General features: G+C 45.7%; 16 protein-coding genes. 15 read left to right on the top strand and 1 reads right to left on the bottom strand.

The features are described from left to right. Nucleotides 1–38: 38 nt before the first annotated feature. The 10 genes from K8U60_RS09955 to K8U60_RS09910 all read left to right on the top strand — a co-directional run bounded on the left by K8U60_RS09955 (nucleotide 39) and on the right by K8U60_RS09910 (nucleotide 11,577). Nucleotides 39–677, top strand: a complete 639-nt coding sequence (locus tag K8U60_RS09955) for a helix-turn-helix transcriptional regulator (RefSeq protein WP_223637982.1) — start codon at nucleotides 39–41, stop codon at nucleotides 675–677. A 10-nt stretch (nucleotides 678–687) separates the two neighbouring features. Continuing rightward, the gene (locus K8U60_RS09950) at nucleotides 688–1,494 is read left to right on the top strand and encodes a pyruvate, water dikinase regulatory protein (RefSeq protein ID WP_223637980.1); all 807 of its coding nucleotides are present in this window, start codon (nucleotides 688–690) and stop codon (nucleotides 1,492–1,494) included. Nucleotides 1,495–1,963: 469 nt separating this feature from the next. Next, nucleotides 1,964–3,769, top strand: coding sequence for a DNA primase (gene dnaG / locus K8U60_RS09945; protein ID WP_223637977.1), 1,806 nt, complete (start codon nucleotides 1,964–1,966; stop codon nucleotides 3,767–3,769). A 33-nt stretch (nucleotides 3,770–3,802) separates the two neighbouring features. After that, nucleotides 3,803–4,957, top strand: coding sequence for an RNA polymerase sigma factor RpoD (gene rpoD / locus K8U60_RS09940; RefSeq protein ID WP_142827801.1), 1,155 nt, complete (start codon nucleotides 3,803–3,805; stop codon nucleotides 4,955–4,957). Between the two features lie 154 nt (nucleotides 4,958–5,111). Next, the gene (locus K8U60_RS09935) at nucleotides 5,112–6,251 is read left to right on the top strand and encodes an acyl-CoA dehydrogenase (RefSeq protein WP_223637974.1); all 1,140 of its coding nucleotides are present in this window, start codon (nucleotides 5,112–5,114) and stop codon (nucleotides 6,249–6,251) included. A gap of 250 nt (nucleotides 6,252–6,501) precedes the next feature. Continuing rightward, nucleotides 6,502–6,891 (top strand): cytochrome c550, encoded by a 390-nt coding sequence (gene cccA / locus K8U60_RS09930; protein WP_223637971.1) that lies wholly within the window; start codon nucleotides 6,502–6,504, stop codon nucleotides 6,889–6,891. A gap of 62 nt (nucleotides 6,892–6,953) precedes the next feature. Beyond that, nucleotides 6,954–7,667: a tRNA (adenine(22)-N(1))-methyltransferase gene (locus K8U60_RS09925; RefSeq protein ID WP_223637968.1), complete on the top strand. Its 714-nt coding sequence runs from the start codon at nucleotides 6,954–6,956 to the stop codon at nucleotides 7,665–7,667. After that, on the top strand, nucleotides 7,654–8,766 hold the full coding sequence (locus K8U60_RS09920) for a Nif3-like dinuclear metal center hexameric protein (RefSeq protein ID WP_223637965.1): 1,113 nt from the start codon (nucleotides 7,654–7,656) through the stop codon (nucleotides 8,764–8,766). The genes K8U60_RS09925 and K8U60_RS09920 overlap by 14 nt, the downstream gene beginning before the upstream one ends. A 343-nt stretch (nucleotides 8,767–9,109) precedes the next feature. After that, complete coding sequence (locus tag K8U60_RS09915) at nucleotides 9,110–10,579, top strand: glycoside hydrolase family 32 protein (protein WP_223637946.1); 1,470 nt, start codon at nucleotides 9,110–9,112, stop codon at nucleotides 10,577–10,579. 32 nt (nucleotides 10,580–10,611) lie between these two features. Next, nucleotides 10,612–11,577 (top strand): carbohydrate kinase family protein, encoded by a 966-nt coding sequence (locus K8U60_RS09910; protein WP_223637943.1) that lies wholly within the window; start codon nucleotides 10,612–10,614, stop codon nucleotides 11,575–11,577. 89 nt (nucleotides 11,578–11,666) lie between these two features. Here the strand turns inward: K8U60_RS09910 and K8U60_RS09905 are convergent, their stop codons facing one another. Beyond that, a complete protein-coding gene (locus K8U60_RS09905; protein WP_223637940.1) occupies nucleotides 11,667–12,647 on the bottom strand; it encodes a 4-hydroxy-3-methylbut-2-enyl diphosphate reductase in 981 nt (326 codons plus the stop codon). Nucleotides 12,648–12,777: 130 nt separating this feature from the next. Here K8U60_RS09905 and K8U60_RS09900 point away from each other — a divergent pair, with 130 nt between their 5' ends. The 5 genes from K8U60_RS09900 (at nucleotide 12,778) to K8U60_RS09880 (ending at nucleotide 17,198) form a co-directional block, all read left to right on the top strand. Next, the gene (locus tag K8U60_RS09900; RefSeq protein WP_223637938.1) at nucleotides 12,778–14,073 is read left to right on the top strand and encodes a DEAD/DEAH box helicase; all 1,296 of its coding nucleotides are present in this window, start codon (nucleotides 12,778–12,780) and stop codon (nucleotides 14,071–14,073) included. Nucleotides 14,074–14,085: 12 nt separating this feature from the next. Continuing rightward, nucleotides 14,086–14,979, top strand: coding sequence for a deoxyribonuclease IV (locus K8U60_RS09895; RefSeq protein ID WP_223637935.1), 894 nt, complete (start codon nucleotides 14,086–14,088; stop codon nucleotides 14,977–14,979). A gap of 193 nt (nucleotides 14,980–15,172) precedes the next feature. Continuing rightward, entirely contained in the window at nucleotides 15,173–15,940 is a 768-nt protein-coding gene (locus tag K8U60_RS09890) for a metal ABC transporter ATP-binding protein (RefSeq protein WP_223637933.1), read from the top strand. Beyond that, the gene (locus K8U60_RS09885) at nucleotides 15,937–16,791 is read left to right on the top strand and encodes a metal ABC transporter permease (protein WP_223637930.1); all 855 of its coding nucleotides are present in this window, start codon (nucleotides 15,937–15,939) and stop codon (nucleotides 16,789–16,791) included. The genes K8U60_RS09890 and K8U60_RS09885 overlap by 4 nt, the downstream gene beginning before the upstream one ends. Then, nucleotides 16,788–17,198, top strand: coding sequence for a Fur family transcriptional regulator (locus tag K8U60_RS09880; RefSeq protein ID WP_223637927.1), 411 nt, complete (start codon nucleotides 16,788–16,790; stop codon nucleotides 17,196–17,198). The genes K8U60_RS09885 and K8U60_RS09880 overlap by 4 nt, the downstream gene beginning before the upstream one ends. The last annotated feature ends 14 nt before the right edge of the window (nucleotides 17,199–17,212 follow it).

Below are 17,212 nucleotides of genomic sequence, written 5' to 3'. Positions count from 1 at the left end.
AATTGGTATTGAGTATAACATATATATATTTTGAGGCGGTGAGTCCAATCGAACTCAATAAACGGCAAGAAGAAATATTACAGATCGTCAAAGGCAATGGTCCGATTACTGGCGAACAGATTGCGGATCGACTAAACTTAACAAGATCAACGCTACGACCTGACTTAGCCATCCTGACAATGGCAGGCTTTTTAGATGCCCGTCCACGTGTTGGCTATTTTTATTCGGGCAAAAAACCGGGCCAGGATGTTACGGACACCATGAATAACATGAAGGTCAAAGACTTTCAGTCGATTCCGGTCGTCGTCAGGGAAGATGTCAGTGTATACGACGCTATCAGCCAGATGTTTTTGGATGATGTCGGCACGCTTTTTGTCGTGGACAAAAAATCGCATCTGACCGGGGTGCTTTCAAGAAAAGACTTGCTCCGTGCCAGTCTGGGCAGCCAGAACCTGACAGGCATTCCTGTACATATCATCATGACGCGCATGCCGAACATCACGTACTGCGCGAAAAACGAATCCCTGATACAGGCAGCGCATCGCCTGATCAATCAGCAAATCGATGCCTTGCCAGTGGTGGAAGAACAGCCGGATGGCTTCAAAGTCGTCGGCAGATTAACAAAAACGAATATTACTCGTGCGTTTTTATCGCTATCGGAAAACCACGATTTGTGAGGTGCCAACTATGAATTCACTCCGTTTGTTCATTGTCTCCGATTCGGTCGGAGAAACAGGGGAACTGGTCGCAAAGGCGGCCATCAGCCAATATCTTAATAATGATCAAAATGCTATACTGAAACGCTTTCCATATATCGATTCCATCGACCATCTGCAGGAGATCATTAAATTGGCTGTTGCTCAAAAAGCCTTCATCGTCTATACGCTGGTCTCCCAGGAACTGCGTAATTATATGGAGGCTGAAACCGCTAAGTTTTCCGTGGCTGCAGTGGATCTGATGGGCCCTCTTTTGGATGCATTGGAAAAAGAACTCGATGCACCTCCGCTGCAGGAAGCAGGCCTAGTCCGTAAATTGGATGATGACTATTTTAAAAAAGTGGAAGCCATCGAATTTGCCGTCAAATACGACGACGGACGGGATCCACGCGGCATACTGATGGCCGATATCGTCTTGGTCGGAATTTCAAGAACATCCAAGACGCCTTTATCCCAGTACTTGGCACATAAACGCTTGAAGGTCGCGAACGTTCCGCTGGTGCCGGAAGTTGATCCGCCGGATGAGCTATACCATGTAGATCCAAAAAAATGCTTTGGATTGGTGATTTCACCGGACAAGCTCAACAGCATCCGCAAAGAGCGGTTGATTGCACTCGGATTGAACGATGATGCCAATTATGCGAAGTTGGACCGCATCCACGAAGAAATCGGCCATTTCCATAAAGTGGTGGATCGTATCGGTTGCGAAATCCTTGATGTGACAAATCGCGCTGTAGAAGAAACCGCCAACCTGATATTAAGCAAACTTCAAAAGTGATTTCGGGAAAACCACCTGTACTGGCGGTTTTTCTTTCTTTTTGGTGGATTTTTTCATAAAAACGTTTTATAATGAAGAATTGTGGCTAAAGCTTATTATATAAGTTAAATTGAATAGTGTTTGAAGAGGGGTATTCTGATAGGGGTATCTAGATCCAACTCCGCTTTCTCACTTATCTTCATGGATGAGAAGCAGGCGAGGCCTCCCGTCGTGCCTGCATTCAAGGGCTTGTGCCGAACTGACTCAGGCTCGATGTCCGAGTAGATCTCGGCATTTTGTTGTTTAGTGAGGAGCGGCGGTATGGAGCAATTTCTTCCACTCCTTTCCTCTTACCTATTTTGGAATACGTATTCATTTTTTAGCTTAGAATGTGTCAGAAATAGTTTGCTTATCTTTTTGTCGAAAAATGAAGGATTTTGTCTTTGTATCACGAATTAAATAAGTTAAGCAAACAAAGATGGTGAAAATAATGTCCAATCGAGTTCCAGAAGAAGTGATCGAGAAAATCCGTTCCAGCACAGATATTGTGGATGTCGTGGGTGAGTATGTTCAGTTAACAAAAAGGGGCCGCAATTGGTTCGGCCTTTGCCCTTTTCATGGAGAAAGCACGCCGTCTTTTTCGGTCACTGCCGATAAGCAGATTTTTCATTGCTTTGGCTGTGGAGCTGGTGGCAATGTCATCACTTTTCTGATGGATATTGAAAACATAACATTTCAGGATGCTTTATCGAGACTCGGAAGCCGTTCAGGCATAGATGTCGATATACAGGCCCCTGCCGATTCCGGTCCGGTGCAATCAAAAAGTGATCATCAACTGATTTTGATGCACGAGTTTGCTGCGGACATGTACCACCATATTCTATTGAATACGGAAGAAGGCCAAGTGGCATTGGACTATTTGGAAAATAGGGGCTTTACCCGGGAAATCATCGAGAAAAATAAAATCGGATGGTCGCTTCCGGAATGGAATTATATGGCGTCGGCGCTGAAGCGAAAAGGCTTTAGCGAAGAAGAACTCGAAACAAGCGGATTAGCGATTGCCCGTGAGCAGTCAAGCGGCTATTTTGATCGATTTCGTGGGAGGATCATGTTTCCGATCATGAATGAAAACGGCAAAGTCATCGCCTTTTCAGGAAGGGTCCTAGAGCAGACTAAACAGGAAGCCAAATATATGAACAGCCCGGAATCTCCGATTTTCCAAAAAAGCCAAGTGCTCTATAATGTACATCATGCCAGAAGCGCTATACGAAAAAATCGGAAAATCATCTTGTTTGAAGGGTTTATGGATGTCATTGCAGCGGGTAAAGCAGGAGTTGACAATGCTTTAGCAACGATGGGTACATCACTAACTGCTCAGCATATCCGCCAAATGAAGCGTTTCGCCCAGGAAGTCGTTATCTGCTTCGATGGCGATGATGCAGGTTGGGAAGCCGCTAAACGCGCTGCAATCGCCCTCAATGAAGATAATTTCAAAGTGGAAGTGGCAGTCCTGCCAGGCAAAATGGACCCAGATGACTTTGTCCGCGAAAAAGGGGCGGAAGCCTTTAAGGAACAGATCATCGGCAAACCGCATGCATTTATTGCATTTGCCATGATGCACGCCCGCAGGAACAAGAATTTCCAGTATGAAAACGACCTGCTGCAATATATTCAGGAAGTGCTGCAACTTCTGGCCGGTAGATCCTCGCCTCTAGAGCGGGATTTATATATAAAGCAATTATCAGAGGAAACCGGATTATCTCAAGAAGCGATCCTACAGCATTATCGGAAATTGGAAAACAAGACGATCGAACGGAACCGTCCTGAACCACAAGCACCTGTAGCGAAGATGGCAAAAAAAGAGCCGAAACGGGTCACTTCACTGCATAGGGCGGAACGGATACTTTTATCGCATGCCCTGGCAGATCCGTCAGTTATGGATAAATTAGCGGTTGAAGACAATGGCATACCCTTTGTCAGTGAGGAATTCCAGGCGCTGTACGTTCAATTGCTCGGTTTCTATGAAGAATGGGATAAAGCTGATTTCCATAAATTCCTGGAGACTTTGCAGGATGCAGAACTCCGCAAGCTTGTCATGGAAACTGCATTATCCGAACGCGATCCGGAACATGCGGATGAAGAAATTTCCGATTGTTTAAAGCATCTGCAAAAACATCGGGTCGAACAGCAAATCAATCTAAAAATCCAGCAATCAAAAGAAGCGGAAAAACAGCATGACCTTAAGCGCGCTTTACTTCTTGCACAAGAAGTGATTGCTTTACGGAAATCATTGTAAGTTAATTCCGGTTTTTTTAAAGGAGGAAGTCACATGGCTGAGAAATCTGAACGCCAAACTGAAGTTGAAGCTAGCAATGTACCATTGACTACTGAAGGTCCGGAAGCAACTGTCGAAGAAGCGAAAAAACAGCTCATCGAAACAGGTAAAAAAACCGGAGAGCTCAATTACGAACAAATTGCCGATAAATTAGCGGTTTTCGAAATGGAATCCGATGCAGTGGAAGAGTTTATCGATCAACTGGAAGGCCACGGCATCGAATTGGAGCGGAAATCCGATGATGAAGAACATTTGGATCGCTTGATGAAACCGACTGAAGATAAATTCGACTTGAATGATTTAAGTGTACCGCCTGGCGTCAAAATTAATGACCCTGTCCGGATGTACCTGAAAGAAATCGGCCGTGTCGACCTGCTTAAAGCGGAAGAAGAAGTCCGCTTGGCTAAATTGATCGAACAAGGTGATGAAGAAGCGAAAAAACGTCTTGCTGAAGCCAACCTGCGTTTGGTCGTCAGTATCGCTAAGCGATATGTCGGCCGCGGGATGCTGTTCCTGGATTTGATCCAGGAAGGGAATATGGGCTTGATTAAAGCCGTCGAGAAGTTCGACTACTCAAAAGGATTCAAGTTCAGTACTTATGCAACGTGGTGGATTCGGCAAGCTATTACACGTGCTATCGCTGACCAGGCGCGGACAATTCGTATCCCTGTCCATATGGTTGAAACCATCAATAAACTGATCCGTGTACAGCGCCAGCTGCTTCAGGATCTTGGCCGTGAGCCTTCTCCGGAAGAAATCGGGGAAGAGATGGACCTATTGCCTGAAAAAGTGCGGGAAATCCTGAAAATCGCTCAAGAGCCTGTTTCATTGGAAACGCCGATCGGTGAAGAAGATGATTCGCATTTGGGTGACTTTATCGAGGATTCGGATGCGCAATCGCCATCTGATCACGCTGCCTATGAATTGTTGAAAGAGCAATTGGAAGATGTGCTGGACACTTTGACCGACCGTGAAGAAAACGTGCTGCGCCTTCGTTTCGGCTTGGACGATGGCCGTACGCGGACATTGGAAGAAGTGGGCAAAGTGTTTGGTGTTACGCGCGAGCGGATTCGCCAGATTGAAGCGAAAGCTTTGCGAAAACTGCGTCATCCTTCCCGTAGCAAACGCCTGAAAGATTTCCTTGAATAGAAAAAAAGACTTGAGCCGCTGCCGGATTTTCCGGAAAGCGGCTCTTTTTTATGAATCAGACAAAAAGGAATTCCAGTTAAAGCTTGAGTTTGTCTTAATTTTCCCTATATAATGAAAGTTGTAAGCGTATTCATGACAAAGGGGATGTACACAAATGGATTTCGATTTGACACAAGAACAACAAATGATCAAAAAGACCATCAAGGAATTTGCCGATAAGGTGGTGGCACCAGGTGCCATTGACCGCGACCGTTCCAAAGCATTTCCGACTGAAATCTTTAAACAGCTGTCCAACATGGGGATGATGGGCTTGCCGTTTGATGAAAAGTATGGCGGAGCGGGATCGGACACCACCAGTTTTGCTATTGTGACAGAAGAATTGAGCCGTGCCTGTGCATCTACAGGCATCACCTACTCTGCGCATATTTCACTTGGCGGGGCGCCGCTGAATTTATTCGGGACTGAAGAACAAAAAGAAAAATACCTGGCGCCGATCTGTACCGGCGAATCATTCGGTGCTTTCGGATTGACGGAACCCAATGCCGGATCGGATGCTGGAGGAACTGAAACCCGCGCGGTGGAAGATGGCGACGATTGGGTCATCAATGGTTCGAAGGTCTATATCACGAATGCCAGCTATGCCAAACATTTGGCGATTACTGCGATTACCGGTATGAACGATGGCAAGAAGGAAATCAGCGCCATCATCGTACCGACGGATGCTGAAGGCTTTACCATCATCGACAATTACGAAAAAATGGGACTGCATTCATCCAATACGACGGAATTGGTGTTGGACAATGTCCGGGTGCCGAAAGAAAACCTGTTAGGCAAACGTGGTGACGGCTTTAAGCAGTTCCTGGTGACGCTTGACGGCGGGCGTATCGGCATTGCCGCTATGGCTGTAGGCATCGCCCAGGCGGCGTTTAACAAAGCGCTAGCTTATTCAAAAGAACGCAAGCAGTTCGGCAAGCCTCTATCCGAGTTCCAGGTAACTCAATTCAAGCTGGCGGATATGGCCATGAAGATTGAATTGGCACGCAATATGGTCTATAAAGCTGCTTGGCTGAAAGATCAGGGACGTCCGTTCACGAAAGAGGCTTCAATGGCGAAGCTTTATGCTTCTGAAATCTCCATGGAAGTGGCCGACGAAGCCATTCAGATCCATGGGGGATACGGCTATATGAAGGAATATGAAGTAGAGCGCTATATGCGTGATGCAAAATTATTGGAAATCGGTGAGGGCACTTCTGAAATTCAGCGTATGGTCATCGCACGCCAGATCGGCTGCTGAGAATTTTAAAAGCCCCGCTGCATGCGGGGCTTTTATCGTTGCAGAAATTTTTGTTGGATATTTCTTTTATCAGGAAAGTATCGTGGAAAAGCTATGCCAGCCTGTGACGAATAAAAATTAAATTACCGTTTTTGTCACAAAGAAGGAAAAGTTGCCTGATAAGACTTTTCGTTTCATGGATAATACAGTACAATAATGAATGATACGAATAATATCATAAAGCAGAACTTAGTAGAGGGAGGGGTAACGGATGCAAAAAAATGCAATTGTACCTTATATCTTAATCATGGCGTTCGGTATTGGTTTAATTTTCTTCTTATCAATAGAAGGAGTTAACAACGAAGCTGAAATCGCAGAAGAACATGCAACAGAAGAAGGCGGCGGAGAAGCTGCTGAAGGTGAAGAAGGCGGAGAAACAGCTGAAGGGGATTTCGATCCTGAAGCACACGCACAGGCAAACTGTATTTCTTGTCACGGTTCAAGCTATGAAGGCGGAGTAGGTCCATCATTAGTTGGCACTGAACTTCCACAAGAAGATATCGAAGAAATTTTGATCAACGGTAAAGGCACGATGCCAGGCGGGCTTGTTCCAGAAGAGAACGTAGCAGCAATGGCTGAGTGGGTATTATCACTCGAATAGCATCTAAAAACCCTTAGTTCTTCTGGAGCTAAGGGTTTTTCTGTCAAATTAGGAGGATTTCAATGAATGCTCAACAATTATCACACCGGTTGACAAGAGTGGCCTATCACGTGCCTAAAGGCGCGGTGGTCGCAGATATCGGCAGCGATCACGCTTATCTGCCTTGTTACCTGGTATTGAACGGAGTAGCGGACAAGGCAGTTGCTGGAGAAGTTGTCAAAGGCCCTTTTGAATCGGCCCGGAAACAAGTACAGCAGGAAGGCCTTACCGGACAGATTGATGTCAGGCTGGCAAGCGGACTTGATGCCATCCAGCCTGAAGACGGCATTACTGCTGTCACCATTGCAGGTATGGGCGGTCCGTTGATCTGCTCGATTTTGGAGCAGGGGAAAGAACGGCTTGATGGGATGGAACGGTTGATTCTGCAGCCGAATGTCCATGCCAAATCCATCCGTGATTGGGCAGCTGCGAACGACTGGGTTATTACAGAAGAAGAAATATTAAAGGAAAATGAAAAGATTTATGAAATTCTGGTGCTTGAAAAAACGTTGTCACCTGTTTTATTGACTCAACAGCAATTATTGATGGGGCCGGAACTGATGAAGCAAAAGACGGAGATTTTCCGTGAAAAATGGATCCGTGAAAGCGAACAATGGAAAAATATTGTCGCTTCAATGGAAGCGACAGCCCAGACGATGGAAATCATCGGGAAAAAACAGGAATTGATCGAAAAAATTCAATTGGTGGAAGAGGTGCTGCAGCGTGAAAATTCCTAATGGCCAGCAAATCATTGAAGAATTCGAGAAATGGTCGCCCAAGTATCTGGCAATGGAAGGCGATCCAATCGGTTTGCATGTAGGATCGTTGAATAAGAAAATCGAACGGGTCCTGGTGACACTGGATGTCAATGAAGAAGTCGTGGATGAAGCGATTGCCAAAGGCGCGGGATTGATCATTGCGCATCATCCTCCGATTTTTCGTCCGTTAAAAAACCTGCAGACCGATTTTCCACAAGGACGTCTGATGGAAAAAATCATCAAATCCGATATTGCCGTCTATGCCGCACACACGAACCTGGATGTAGCAACTGGCGGAGTCAATGATTTGTTGGCGGATGCCCTGGGATTGAAAAACACCAGCGTTCTGGTTCCGACCTATGAAGCGGAATTGGTGAAAATTGCGGTCTTCGTTCCGGAAAGCCATGAAGAGGCCGTTCGTGATGCCTTCGGCAAAGCAGGAGCCGGAGCGATCGGCGATTATGAATACTGCAGCTATACCTTATCCGGTACCGGCCGTTTCCGCCCGACTTTTGAAGCAGATCCCTATATCGGAGAAGCCGGGAAAATGGAAGTGACGGCTGAATCGAAAGTGGAAGTCGTCGTCCGCAAGAACGAAAAAGATCGCGTCATCAAAGCGATGATCGCGGCGCATCCCTACGAAGAAGTGGCATATGATGTCTTTACTTTGGAAAACAAAGAAATTGCGATGGGGCTGGGACGCGTCGGAACATTGGAGACCCCGATGGCATTGAGCGAATTTGCCGATTGGGCAAAACAGCAATTGGATGTTCCATCCCTGCGCATGGTTGGCGATCCCAATGCCACCATCAAAAAAGTGGCTGTACTCGGAGGCGATGGCAATAAATACATCCAGCAGGCCAAGCGCGCGGGAGCGGACGTCTATGTCACAGGCGATTTGTATTTCCATGTCGCACAGGATGCAGAGGCGATGGGGCTTCATGTCATCGATCCAGGACATCATGTGGAAAAAGTGATGATCCAGGGCGTTGTGGACCATATGTCCAAGCAGCAGCCGACTTGGCAATGCGAATTCCTGCCGTCACAGACAAATACAGAACCTTTCCGGTTCATTTAAAAGAAGAGGCTGTGGCCTCTTCTTTTTTGCATTCATATATTGATTAACTAGCTTGTTTTCCAGGTTGTCTGATAAGCTGATTGGGGTTTTTTATGGTATAATAAGGTAGAAATTAAAACGAAGTTGCGTTGCCACGAACGAATATCATCCTCATTTCAAACATCACCGAACAAAATCGTTCTTATCGATCCATTCGAGTTATCTTTATTTAACAACTGCAGATGCCAGGAAGAAAGGTGAATTTTGAAAATCCTTTATGGAAGCGCTTCCATAAAGGATTTTCAGCGGGGGAAAGGGTTTCATCGAAAGATTTTGCTTTTACTAAAAGGAGAATAAACAAGAGATGGAATTACAACGAGAGAAAAAATACATCCGACTCGATCAGGTGAGCCAAAAAGAGATAGACATGCTGATTTTAAGGGTCAATGGCTGCTCGTGGCGGCAAACGTTCCATATTCAACCAGTTTCAGGGCTTCTCAATGATCCGAATGGTTTCTGTTACTATAACGGGGAATACCATCTGTTTTATCAATGGCATCCGTTAGGTCCTTTTCATGGGTTGAAATATTGGTACCATACCAAATCCACAGATCTTGTAAACTGGAAGAATGTCGGAATAGCCATCCAACCAGACGATTATTTTGACAGCCATGGAGCCTATTCCGGAAGTGCCATTGAGCATAACGGAAATATCTATTTATTGTATACGGGCAATACGCGGGATGAGAATTTTGAAAGACATCCACATCAATGCATAGCCATTATGGATGCACAAGAAAACATCATCAAATTGGAAAAATCAGTTCTCGATAAAGTTCCGATAGGATATACAGAGCATTTCCGTGATCCGAAATTATGGAAAGAGGGAGAAAGGTTTTATGCGGTGATTGGAGCGCAAAGGACCGATAAAACCGGATGTGTCTGTCTATTAAGTTCATCGGACTTGCTGGAATGGAATTTTGAAGGAGAACTTGCTACCGCATTGGATTTATTTGGTTTTATGTGGGAATGTCCGGATTATTTTGAGATAGAAAATCAAGGTGTTCTGATTTTCTCTCCGCAAGGGCTGGAACCGGAAGGGGATCTGTATCAAAATATTTACCAGGCGGGTTACGTGCTGGGCAAGAAGATAAATCTGCAACTACAGGAATTGGCTCATGGAAACTTTGTAGAACTCGACAGGGGTTTTGATTTTTATGCGCCTCATACCATGGAAGATCCAGAGGGCAGACGTCTTATGGTCGCCTGGATGGGATTGCCTGAAATCGAGTATCCCAGCGATATAAATGGATGGGCACACTGTTTGACCCTTCCAAGAGAATTAGTGGTTCAAGATGGAAAGATCATACAAAAACCTGTTCAGGAACTTCAGTCACTTCGTAAAACGAAAGTCGAAGCAACGGATAGAATTTCACATGAAAAGAAAGCGTATGATGGATTTTCTGGCGTCACTTACGAACTTATATGTGAGTTTGAACAAGGGGATGCCTTAGAATACGGAATAGAATTCCGTGCGGGAGAAGAAGAAAAAACGGTGATCAAATATGATGCGATGCAAGGGAAAGTTATACTGGATCGTACACTGTCAGGCCAAGTAATCGGCAGCACGTTTGGAACTGAAAGAAAATGCGGAATGACTGAAACCGTATACAAGTTCCATTTGTTCGTTGATGCTTCATCTGTCGAAATTTTTGTGAACGATGGAGCAGAAGTATTCACTTCCCGTATTTTCCCGGATAGAAAAAGCAAGGAAATTCGTTTTTTTGCAACGGGTGGAACCGCAGCGTTTAAAGCAGTGAAATGGGACTATTGATAGCGTGGCGATTAAAGAGGGAGAGGTGCTGAATGGGAAAATTATTTTCGATTGGTGAAATCTTAATCGACTTCATCCCCCACGAAAAAGGATCCGCATTAAAAGACGTCGTTTCTTTTACGCGGGTTCCTGGTGGTGCCCCAGCAAATGTAGCTGTTGCGGTAGCAAAGTTTGGCGGAACGGCTTCGCTGATCACCAAATTAGGGGAAGATGCCTTCGGTGATTACCTATTGGAACAATTGATAAAGTTCGGTGTCGAAACAGATAAGATTTCAAGAACAAAGGAGGCGAATACCGGTCTTGCCTTTGTGTCATTGCGCGAAGATGGAGAGCGCGACTTTTCGTTTTATAGAAATCCTTCGGCAGATCTGCTTCTTGAAGATTCAGAAATAGATGCCGACTGGTTCAACCAAGGGGATTTTTTGCACTTTTGTTCTGTAGACTTAGTCAAGAGTCCGATGAAACAAGCACATATCAAGGCGATTCAAGCAGCCAAAATGAGTGGCGGAATCATTAGTTTCGATCCAAACGTGCGTCTGGCTCTTTGGGAAGATCCACAGGAATGCCGGAAGACAATTTTGGGATTTCTCCCGATGGCGCATATTGTTAAAATCTCCGACGAAGAACTGGAGTTTGTTACAGGCATAGCGGATGAACAAAAAGCTGTTCGGTCTTTATTTACAGGGGATGTACTAGCCGTAGTCTTGACTAAAGGGGCGGAAGGAGCAGATATTCACGTACAACACAAAAAATATTCATCTATGGGATATTCTGTGGAAGTAGAGGACACCACTGGTGCAGGAGATGCATTCATTGGCGGTTTCTTGTACCAGCTTTTGGATCTGCATGCACAACAAGCTGATGTAGAATTTTTAATAAGTGAGCACCATAAAGAAATACTGGCATTTGCAAATGCGAGCGGAGCTTTAGCTACTACAGGTAAAGGGGCACTCTCTTCATTGCCCACTAAAGAACAGGTCTTGCAATTAATGAAATGAAAAATTTCCTATCATATCGATCATACAGAACCTAAAGAAAAGGCTGCCTCCAAAAGTCAGGAAACTAACTTTTAGGGCAGCCTTATGTTTTATTCGTTTATCGGATACGGCTCGATGCGATCCGATGGTTTCGGATGCTTGATTTTCGGAAGAATTTTATTGAGCGGCACAGACCGTGTCAGTGCATGGGTGCTCGGGTCAGCCGGGTCATAAAGATCCAGGAACTTCATCACTTCTTTGACGATCGGTGTCGGCGTGGAAGCGCCTGCTGTAATGCCGACGGTTTCAACGCCTTCCAGCCAGTCCAATTTCAGTTCGGATAGATCCGAAATACGGTAGGCAGGAGTTCCAGCGATGTCTTGAGACACCTGGGCCAAACGGTTCGAGTTATTGCTCATCGGATCACCGATGACGATCAATAGATCCGCTTCGCCGGCCTGCTGCGCAACAGCTTCCTGGCGCACCTGGGTAGCCAGGCAAATTTCCTTATGAACTTCGGAATGCGGGAATTTCTCCTTCAGGCGTTTCATCATGTCGACAACGTCCCACTGGCTCATTGTCGTTTGGTTGGTGACGATGATTTTTTCAGCATCGATTTCCAGACGGTTGACGTCTTCTACAGATTCCACTAAATGGACCATGTCCGGCGCGACGCCGATTGCGCCTTCCGGTTCCGGATGTCCACTTTTGCCGATATAGACGATCTGATAGCCATCAGCTGTCTTCTCGCGGATCAAGTCGTGCGTCACGGTGACGTCAGGGCAGGTGGCATCAATTGACACCAGACCTTTGCGCCGTGCCAGTTCTCGGACTTGCGGAGAGACACCGTGGGCTGTGAAAATCACAGTACCGGTTTCGACTTTTTCTAAAATTTCCAAGCGGTTTGTGCCGTCCAATGTGATGATGCCGTCTTCTTCAAACGCATCTGTCACATGTTTATTGTGGACAATCATTCCTAGTATATAAATGGGGCGTGGCAAAGTTTCGTCCATCGCAGCATTCTTTGCGATGACCATGGCATCGACCACTCCGTAGCAATATCCTCTTGGCGATATTTTCATAACCTTCATCAAGTACCGCGCTCCTTTCAAAATCATACATTCATTATAACGGAGACGGCACAGCTTTACAAAAGTTGCATCGCGTAATGTCCCTATTTTATGCTATAATGTCTAGAGCGTAAGGAGGGAATTTAATCCCATGACAAAATTCAACGAATATCCATTCAAACCGTTTCTATTGGAAGCGGTAGAAAAACTCGGGTTTACAGAACCGACACCGATCCAAAAGGAAATGATGCCCCATATATTGAAAGGCTCAAGTGCAATTGGACAATCCCATACTGGGACTGGAAAAACGCATAGTTTCATTATTCCGATCGTAGAACGCATCGACGTCAGCAAACAGGAAGTGCAGGCGGTAATCGCAGCACCGACACGTGAACTTGGAACGCAGATCTTCAACGAGTTGCAGAAACTGGTTGTCGGATCCGGCATTGAAGTGAAATCGTTTATCGGTGGAACAGACAAGCAACGTTCAATCAATAAATTGAAAACACAGCCTCATATCGTTATCGGAACACCTGGGCGCCTGAGAGACCTCGTCAAAGAAAATGCTCTTTTGGTGCACACTGGCAAAATTCTTGTAGTGGATGAAGCGGACCTTGCTTTCGACCTTGGATTTATCGAGGAAATCGATCAAGTAGCAGGCAAAATGCAGGAAAAATTGGAGATGTACGTTTTTTCAGCGACTATTCCAGAAAAATTGAAACCTTTCCTGAAAAAATACATGGAGTCGCCAATCCATGTGAAAATCGGCGATAAGCGTCCGACTGCAGACGGACTGGACTTTTATTTGGTTCCTGTACGCAGCAAAAAGAAAATGGAGCGCCTGCAGGATGTTATGAAAGTCATCAATCCTTATTTGGCCATCATTTTCGTCAATACCCGCACGAATGCGGATTATGTTGCTGACCAATTGGCGAAAGAAGGCATCCGTGTCGGCCGTGTCCATGGCGACTTGGCTCCACGTGAACGCGTTAAGATGATGCGGCAGATCCGTGATCTTGAATATCAATACATCGTTGCGACAGACCTTGCAGCTCGTGGAATCGATATTCAGGGCGTCAGCCATGTCATCAACTATGAGTTGCCGGAAGACCTGGAGTTCTTTATCCATCGTGTTGGCCGTACGGCTCGCGCAGGGATGAAAGGGGTAGCCATAACGTTATTCAAACCAGAAGACGACGACGCAATCGTCCGGATTGAAAAAATGGGCATTCCTTTCCAGCAAAAAGATATCGTCAAAGGCGAATTCGTCGATTTGAAAGAGCGCCATAGCCGTACGACCCGTACAAGAACAACGAATGAAGCGGACGCGAAAGCAAAAACCATGGTGCATAAACCAAAAGCGGTAAAACCGATGTACAAGAAGAAAATGAAGTGGAAAATGGACGAAATCAAAAAAATGGAACGACGCAAAAATCGCAAAAAGTAAGGAGATAGTTTCATGCTATTAGGATCTCACGTATCAATGAGCGGCAAAGGAATGCTGCTTGCAGCAAGCGAAGAAGCCGCTTCCTACGGAGCGTCGACTTTCATGATCTATACCGGTGCACCGCAAAACACGCGCCGCAAACCGATTGAAGAATTGAATATCGATGCAGGGCTTGCCCATATGGCCGCCAATAATTTAACGAATATTGTCGTCCATGCGCCGTACATCATCAATTTAGGCAATACCCAAAAACCTGAAACCTTCGCTCATGGGGTAGAATTTCTTCAAAAGGAAATCGAGCGGACAGCGGCTCTCGGAGCAAAACAAATCGTTCTGCATCCAGGTGCCCATGTCGGAGCTGGAGCAGATGCGGGAATCGCAAAAATCATCGAGGGTTTGAACGAAGTGCTGACGCAGGATTATCCGGTCAACATCGCACTTGAAACCATGGCTGGAAAAGGCACGGAATGTGGCCGCAGTTTTGAGGAAATCGCCGCGATCATTAATGGCGTGACGCATAACGAGCGCTTATCCGTGTGCTTTGACACTTGCCATACGCATGATGCAGGCTATAACATCAAAGAAGATTTCAATGGCGTGCTGGAAGAGTTCGACCGCATTGTCGGTATCGAGCGGCTTCAAGTACTTCACATCAACGACAGCAAAAATGTTCGCGGAGCTGGCAAGGACCGCCACGAAAATATCGGCTTTGGTGAAATCGGCTTTGATGCCTTGAATGGAATTGTCCATCATCCGGATCTTATGCATGTACCGAAAATCCTCGAGACGCCTTATGTCGGACTGGATGCCAAAAATAAGAAACCACCGTATGCATTTGAAATCGAAATGTTCAAAGCGGGCATCTTTTCACCAGGTGCCATCGAAGAGTTAAAATCGCCACTATAGGATGTAAGATATTGAAGCTGGAGACTGGCCCGATTTTAAGGGGCTGCCTTCAGCTTCTTATTTTATGGATTACAGAAAAGAGATCACGGGCTGCGAAGTTATTTAAGCTCAATCTATTTACAATACCGGTGAACTCTACTATACTTTCTTAAGGTAAATCGTAATCATTATTAATTAGAAAAGAGGCGACACAATGGTCGCGCCATTGATTGACATTAAAGACATCAGCTTTGAATATGAACAAACAAAAGCACTTGATAACATTTCCATGAAAGTGGAGGAAGGCGATTTTCTGGCAATTTTGGGTCCGAACGGCTCCGGGAAATCGACTTTGCTGAAAATAATGCTGGGGCTCATGAAACCGAGCAAAGGGAAAATTGAGCTTTTCGGCATAGACGCGAAAAATTTCAAGAACCGCGAATGGATCGGCTATGTCTCCCAAAAATCCAATTCGTTCAACTCAGGATTTCCCGCGACAGTTGAAGAAGTTGTAGCAGGCGGTCTGGCTAAGAAAACCGGGTTGTTCCATCGTTTGCCAAAATCTGCCCATCAAGAGGTAGCAGAAGCACTGGAAGCGGTTGGCATGCAGGACTTTATGGGCCGGAGCGTCAGTGAGCTGTCGGGGGGCCAACAGCAACGGATTTTCATCGCCCGCGCATTGGTGGCTAAACCGAAGATCCTGATTCTTGATGAACCGACTGTCGGTGTCGACCATCAGAATGTCCAGGCATTCTATGATATGCTGGCTTCACTGAATCGTGACAAGAATATCACACTGGTATTGGTGACGCACGATGTCGATACAGTGACAGACCGGATCACGCATGTGGCCTGTTTAAACCAGACCATCCATTTCCACGGATTCAAAGAACAGCTTCACACGATGAGCGATGAACAGCGTGAAGCGTGGTACGGCCATTCTGTCCGGAAAATTCACCATATCGGAGGAAGCCACGCATGATCGAAGCTATATTATCCTACGAATTTTTACAGAACGCCTTTGCGGCCGGATTGATCATCGGGGTCATTGCGCCGCTTCTCGGCGTCTTTATCGTTGTCCGCAGGCTTTCGTTGATTGCAGACGCTTTAAGCCATGTAACGCTTGCAGGGATAGCAGGGAGCCTCTATTTAAGCCAAAGCGTTGCTTCACTGGCATTATTGAACCCGCTGTTTCTTGGGATTGCGGCGTCAGTAGCCGGTTCGGTACTGATTGAGCGATTGAGAAGCCTGTACAAGCATTACGAAGAACTGGCGATTCCAATCATTTTATCAGCCGGCATCGGCTTCGGGGCAATCTTCATTTCCCTGGCGGAAGGTTTTTCAAATGACTTGTTCGGATATTTGTTCGGCTCGGTTTCAGCTGTCAGCAGGGAAGACTTGTTGATTGTTGCCGCAATAGCAGTAGTAGTATTGGCATTCATCTATTTCTTTTTCAAAGAATTATTTGTGTTGTCTTTTGATGACGAATACGCGAGAGCATCCGGCCTGCCTGCAAAATGGATTCACTTTATCTTCATGATCGTTACGGCATTGGTCATTGCCGGGTCTATGCGCATTGTCGGCATTCTTTTGGTGTCTTCGTTGATGACGATTCCGGTGGCAACTGCCATGCGGGTGACTAAAAGCTTTAAACAGACAATTATCCTGTCTATCGTCTTCGGTGAGATTTCGGTCATCACGGGGCTTGTCACTGCCTTTTATTTTGATTTGGCACCGGGCGGCACAATTGTCGTCACTTCTATATTCCTGTTGCTTTTGGTCATTGCCTATAAAAAGATCATGGTTTCACTTAAAAAAGGAGCGATCGCATGAATTTAACCAATGCATGGAATATCCTGAAGGAAAACGGTTTTAAGGAAACATCAAAACGCAATCAGATTCTGGAGTTGTTCGCCAATGATGAACGTTATTTAACGGCGAGGGATTTGCTGGATGTCATGCAAAAGGATTATCCAAGCATGAGCTATGACACGGTGTACCGCAATTTGGCGACTTTTGTATCGCTTGGCATATTGGAAGAAACGGAATTGTCAGGTGAGCGCCATTTCCGCATGCAATGTGAAAGTGATCACCATCATCACCATTTCATCTGCATGGATTGCGGCAAGATAAAAGAAATTCCGGTGTGTCCGATGGATATGCTCGGAGCCGCCTTGCCGGCATACGAAATCGCCAACCATAAGTTTGAAATATACGGAAAATGTCCGGAATGCAAATAAAAGCGAGAGTGGGA

The sequence above is a fragment of the Planococcus circulans genome (assembly GCF_020023385.1).
Taxonomy (GTDB): Bacteria; Bacillota; Bacilli; order Bacillales_A; family Planococcaceae; genus Planococcus.
The sequence above is the reverse complement of the archived record's forward strand: the minus strand, read 5'-3'. Positions and strand labels throughout refer to the sequence as shown.

Coding starts and splice junctions, on each gene's coding strand:
- K8U60_RS09885 (WP_223637930.1), top strand. CDS start 15,937: ATGATCGAAGCTATATTATCCTACGAATTTTTACAGAACGCCTTTGCG.
- K8U60_RS09915 (WP_223637946.1), top strand. CDS start 9,110: ATGGAATTACAACGAGAGAAAAAATACATCCGACTCGATCAGGTGAGC.
- K8U60_RS09900 (WP_223637938.1), top strand. CDS start 12,778: ATGACAAAATTCAACGAATATCCATTCAAACCGTTTCTATTGGAAGCG.
- dnaG (WP_223637977.1), top strand. CDS start 1,964: ATGTCCAATCGAGTTCCAGAAGAAGTGATCGAGAAAATCCGTTCCAGC.
- K8U60_RS09895 (WP_223637935.1), top strand. CDS start 14,086: ATGCTATTAGGATCTCACGTATCAATGAGCGGCAAAGGAATGCTGCTT.
- K8U60_RS09950 (WP_223637980.1), top strand. CDS start 688: ATGAATTCACTCCGTTTGTTCATTGTCTCCGATTCGGTCGGAGAAACA.
- cccA (WP_223637971.1), top strand. CDS start 6,502: ATGCAAAAAAATGCAATTGTACCTTATATCTTAATCATGGCGTTCGGT.
- K8U60_RS09910 (WP_223637943.1), top strand. CDS start 10,612: ATGGGAAAATTATTTTCGATTGGTGAAATCTTAATCGACTTCATCCCC.
- K8U60_RS09890 (WP_223637933.1), top strand. CDS start 15,173: ATGGTCGCGCCATTGATTGACATTAAAGACATCAGCTTTGAATATGAA.
- K8U60_RS09935 (WP_223637974.1), top strand. CDS start 5,112: ATGGATTTCGATTTGACACAAGAACAACAAATGATCAAAAAGACCATC.
- rpoD (WP_142827801.1), top strand. CDS start 3,803: ATGGCTGAGAAATCTGAACGCCAAACTGAAGTTGAAGCTAGCAATGTA.
- K8U60_RS09905 (WP_223637940.1), bottom strand. CDS start 12,647: ATGAAGGTTATGAAAATATCGCCAAGAGGATATTGCTACGGAGTGGTC.
- K8U60_RS09880 (WP_223637927.1), top strand. CDS start 16,788: ATGAATTTAACCAATGCATGGAATATCCTGAAGGAAAACGGTTTTAAG.
- K8U60_RS09925 (WP_223637968.1), top strand. CDS start 6,954: ATGAATGCTCAACAATTATCACACCGGTTGACAAGAGTGGCCTATCAC.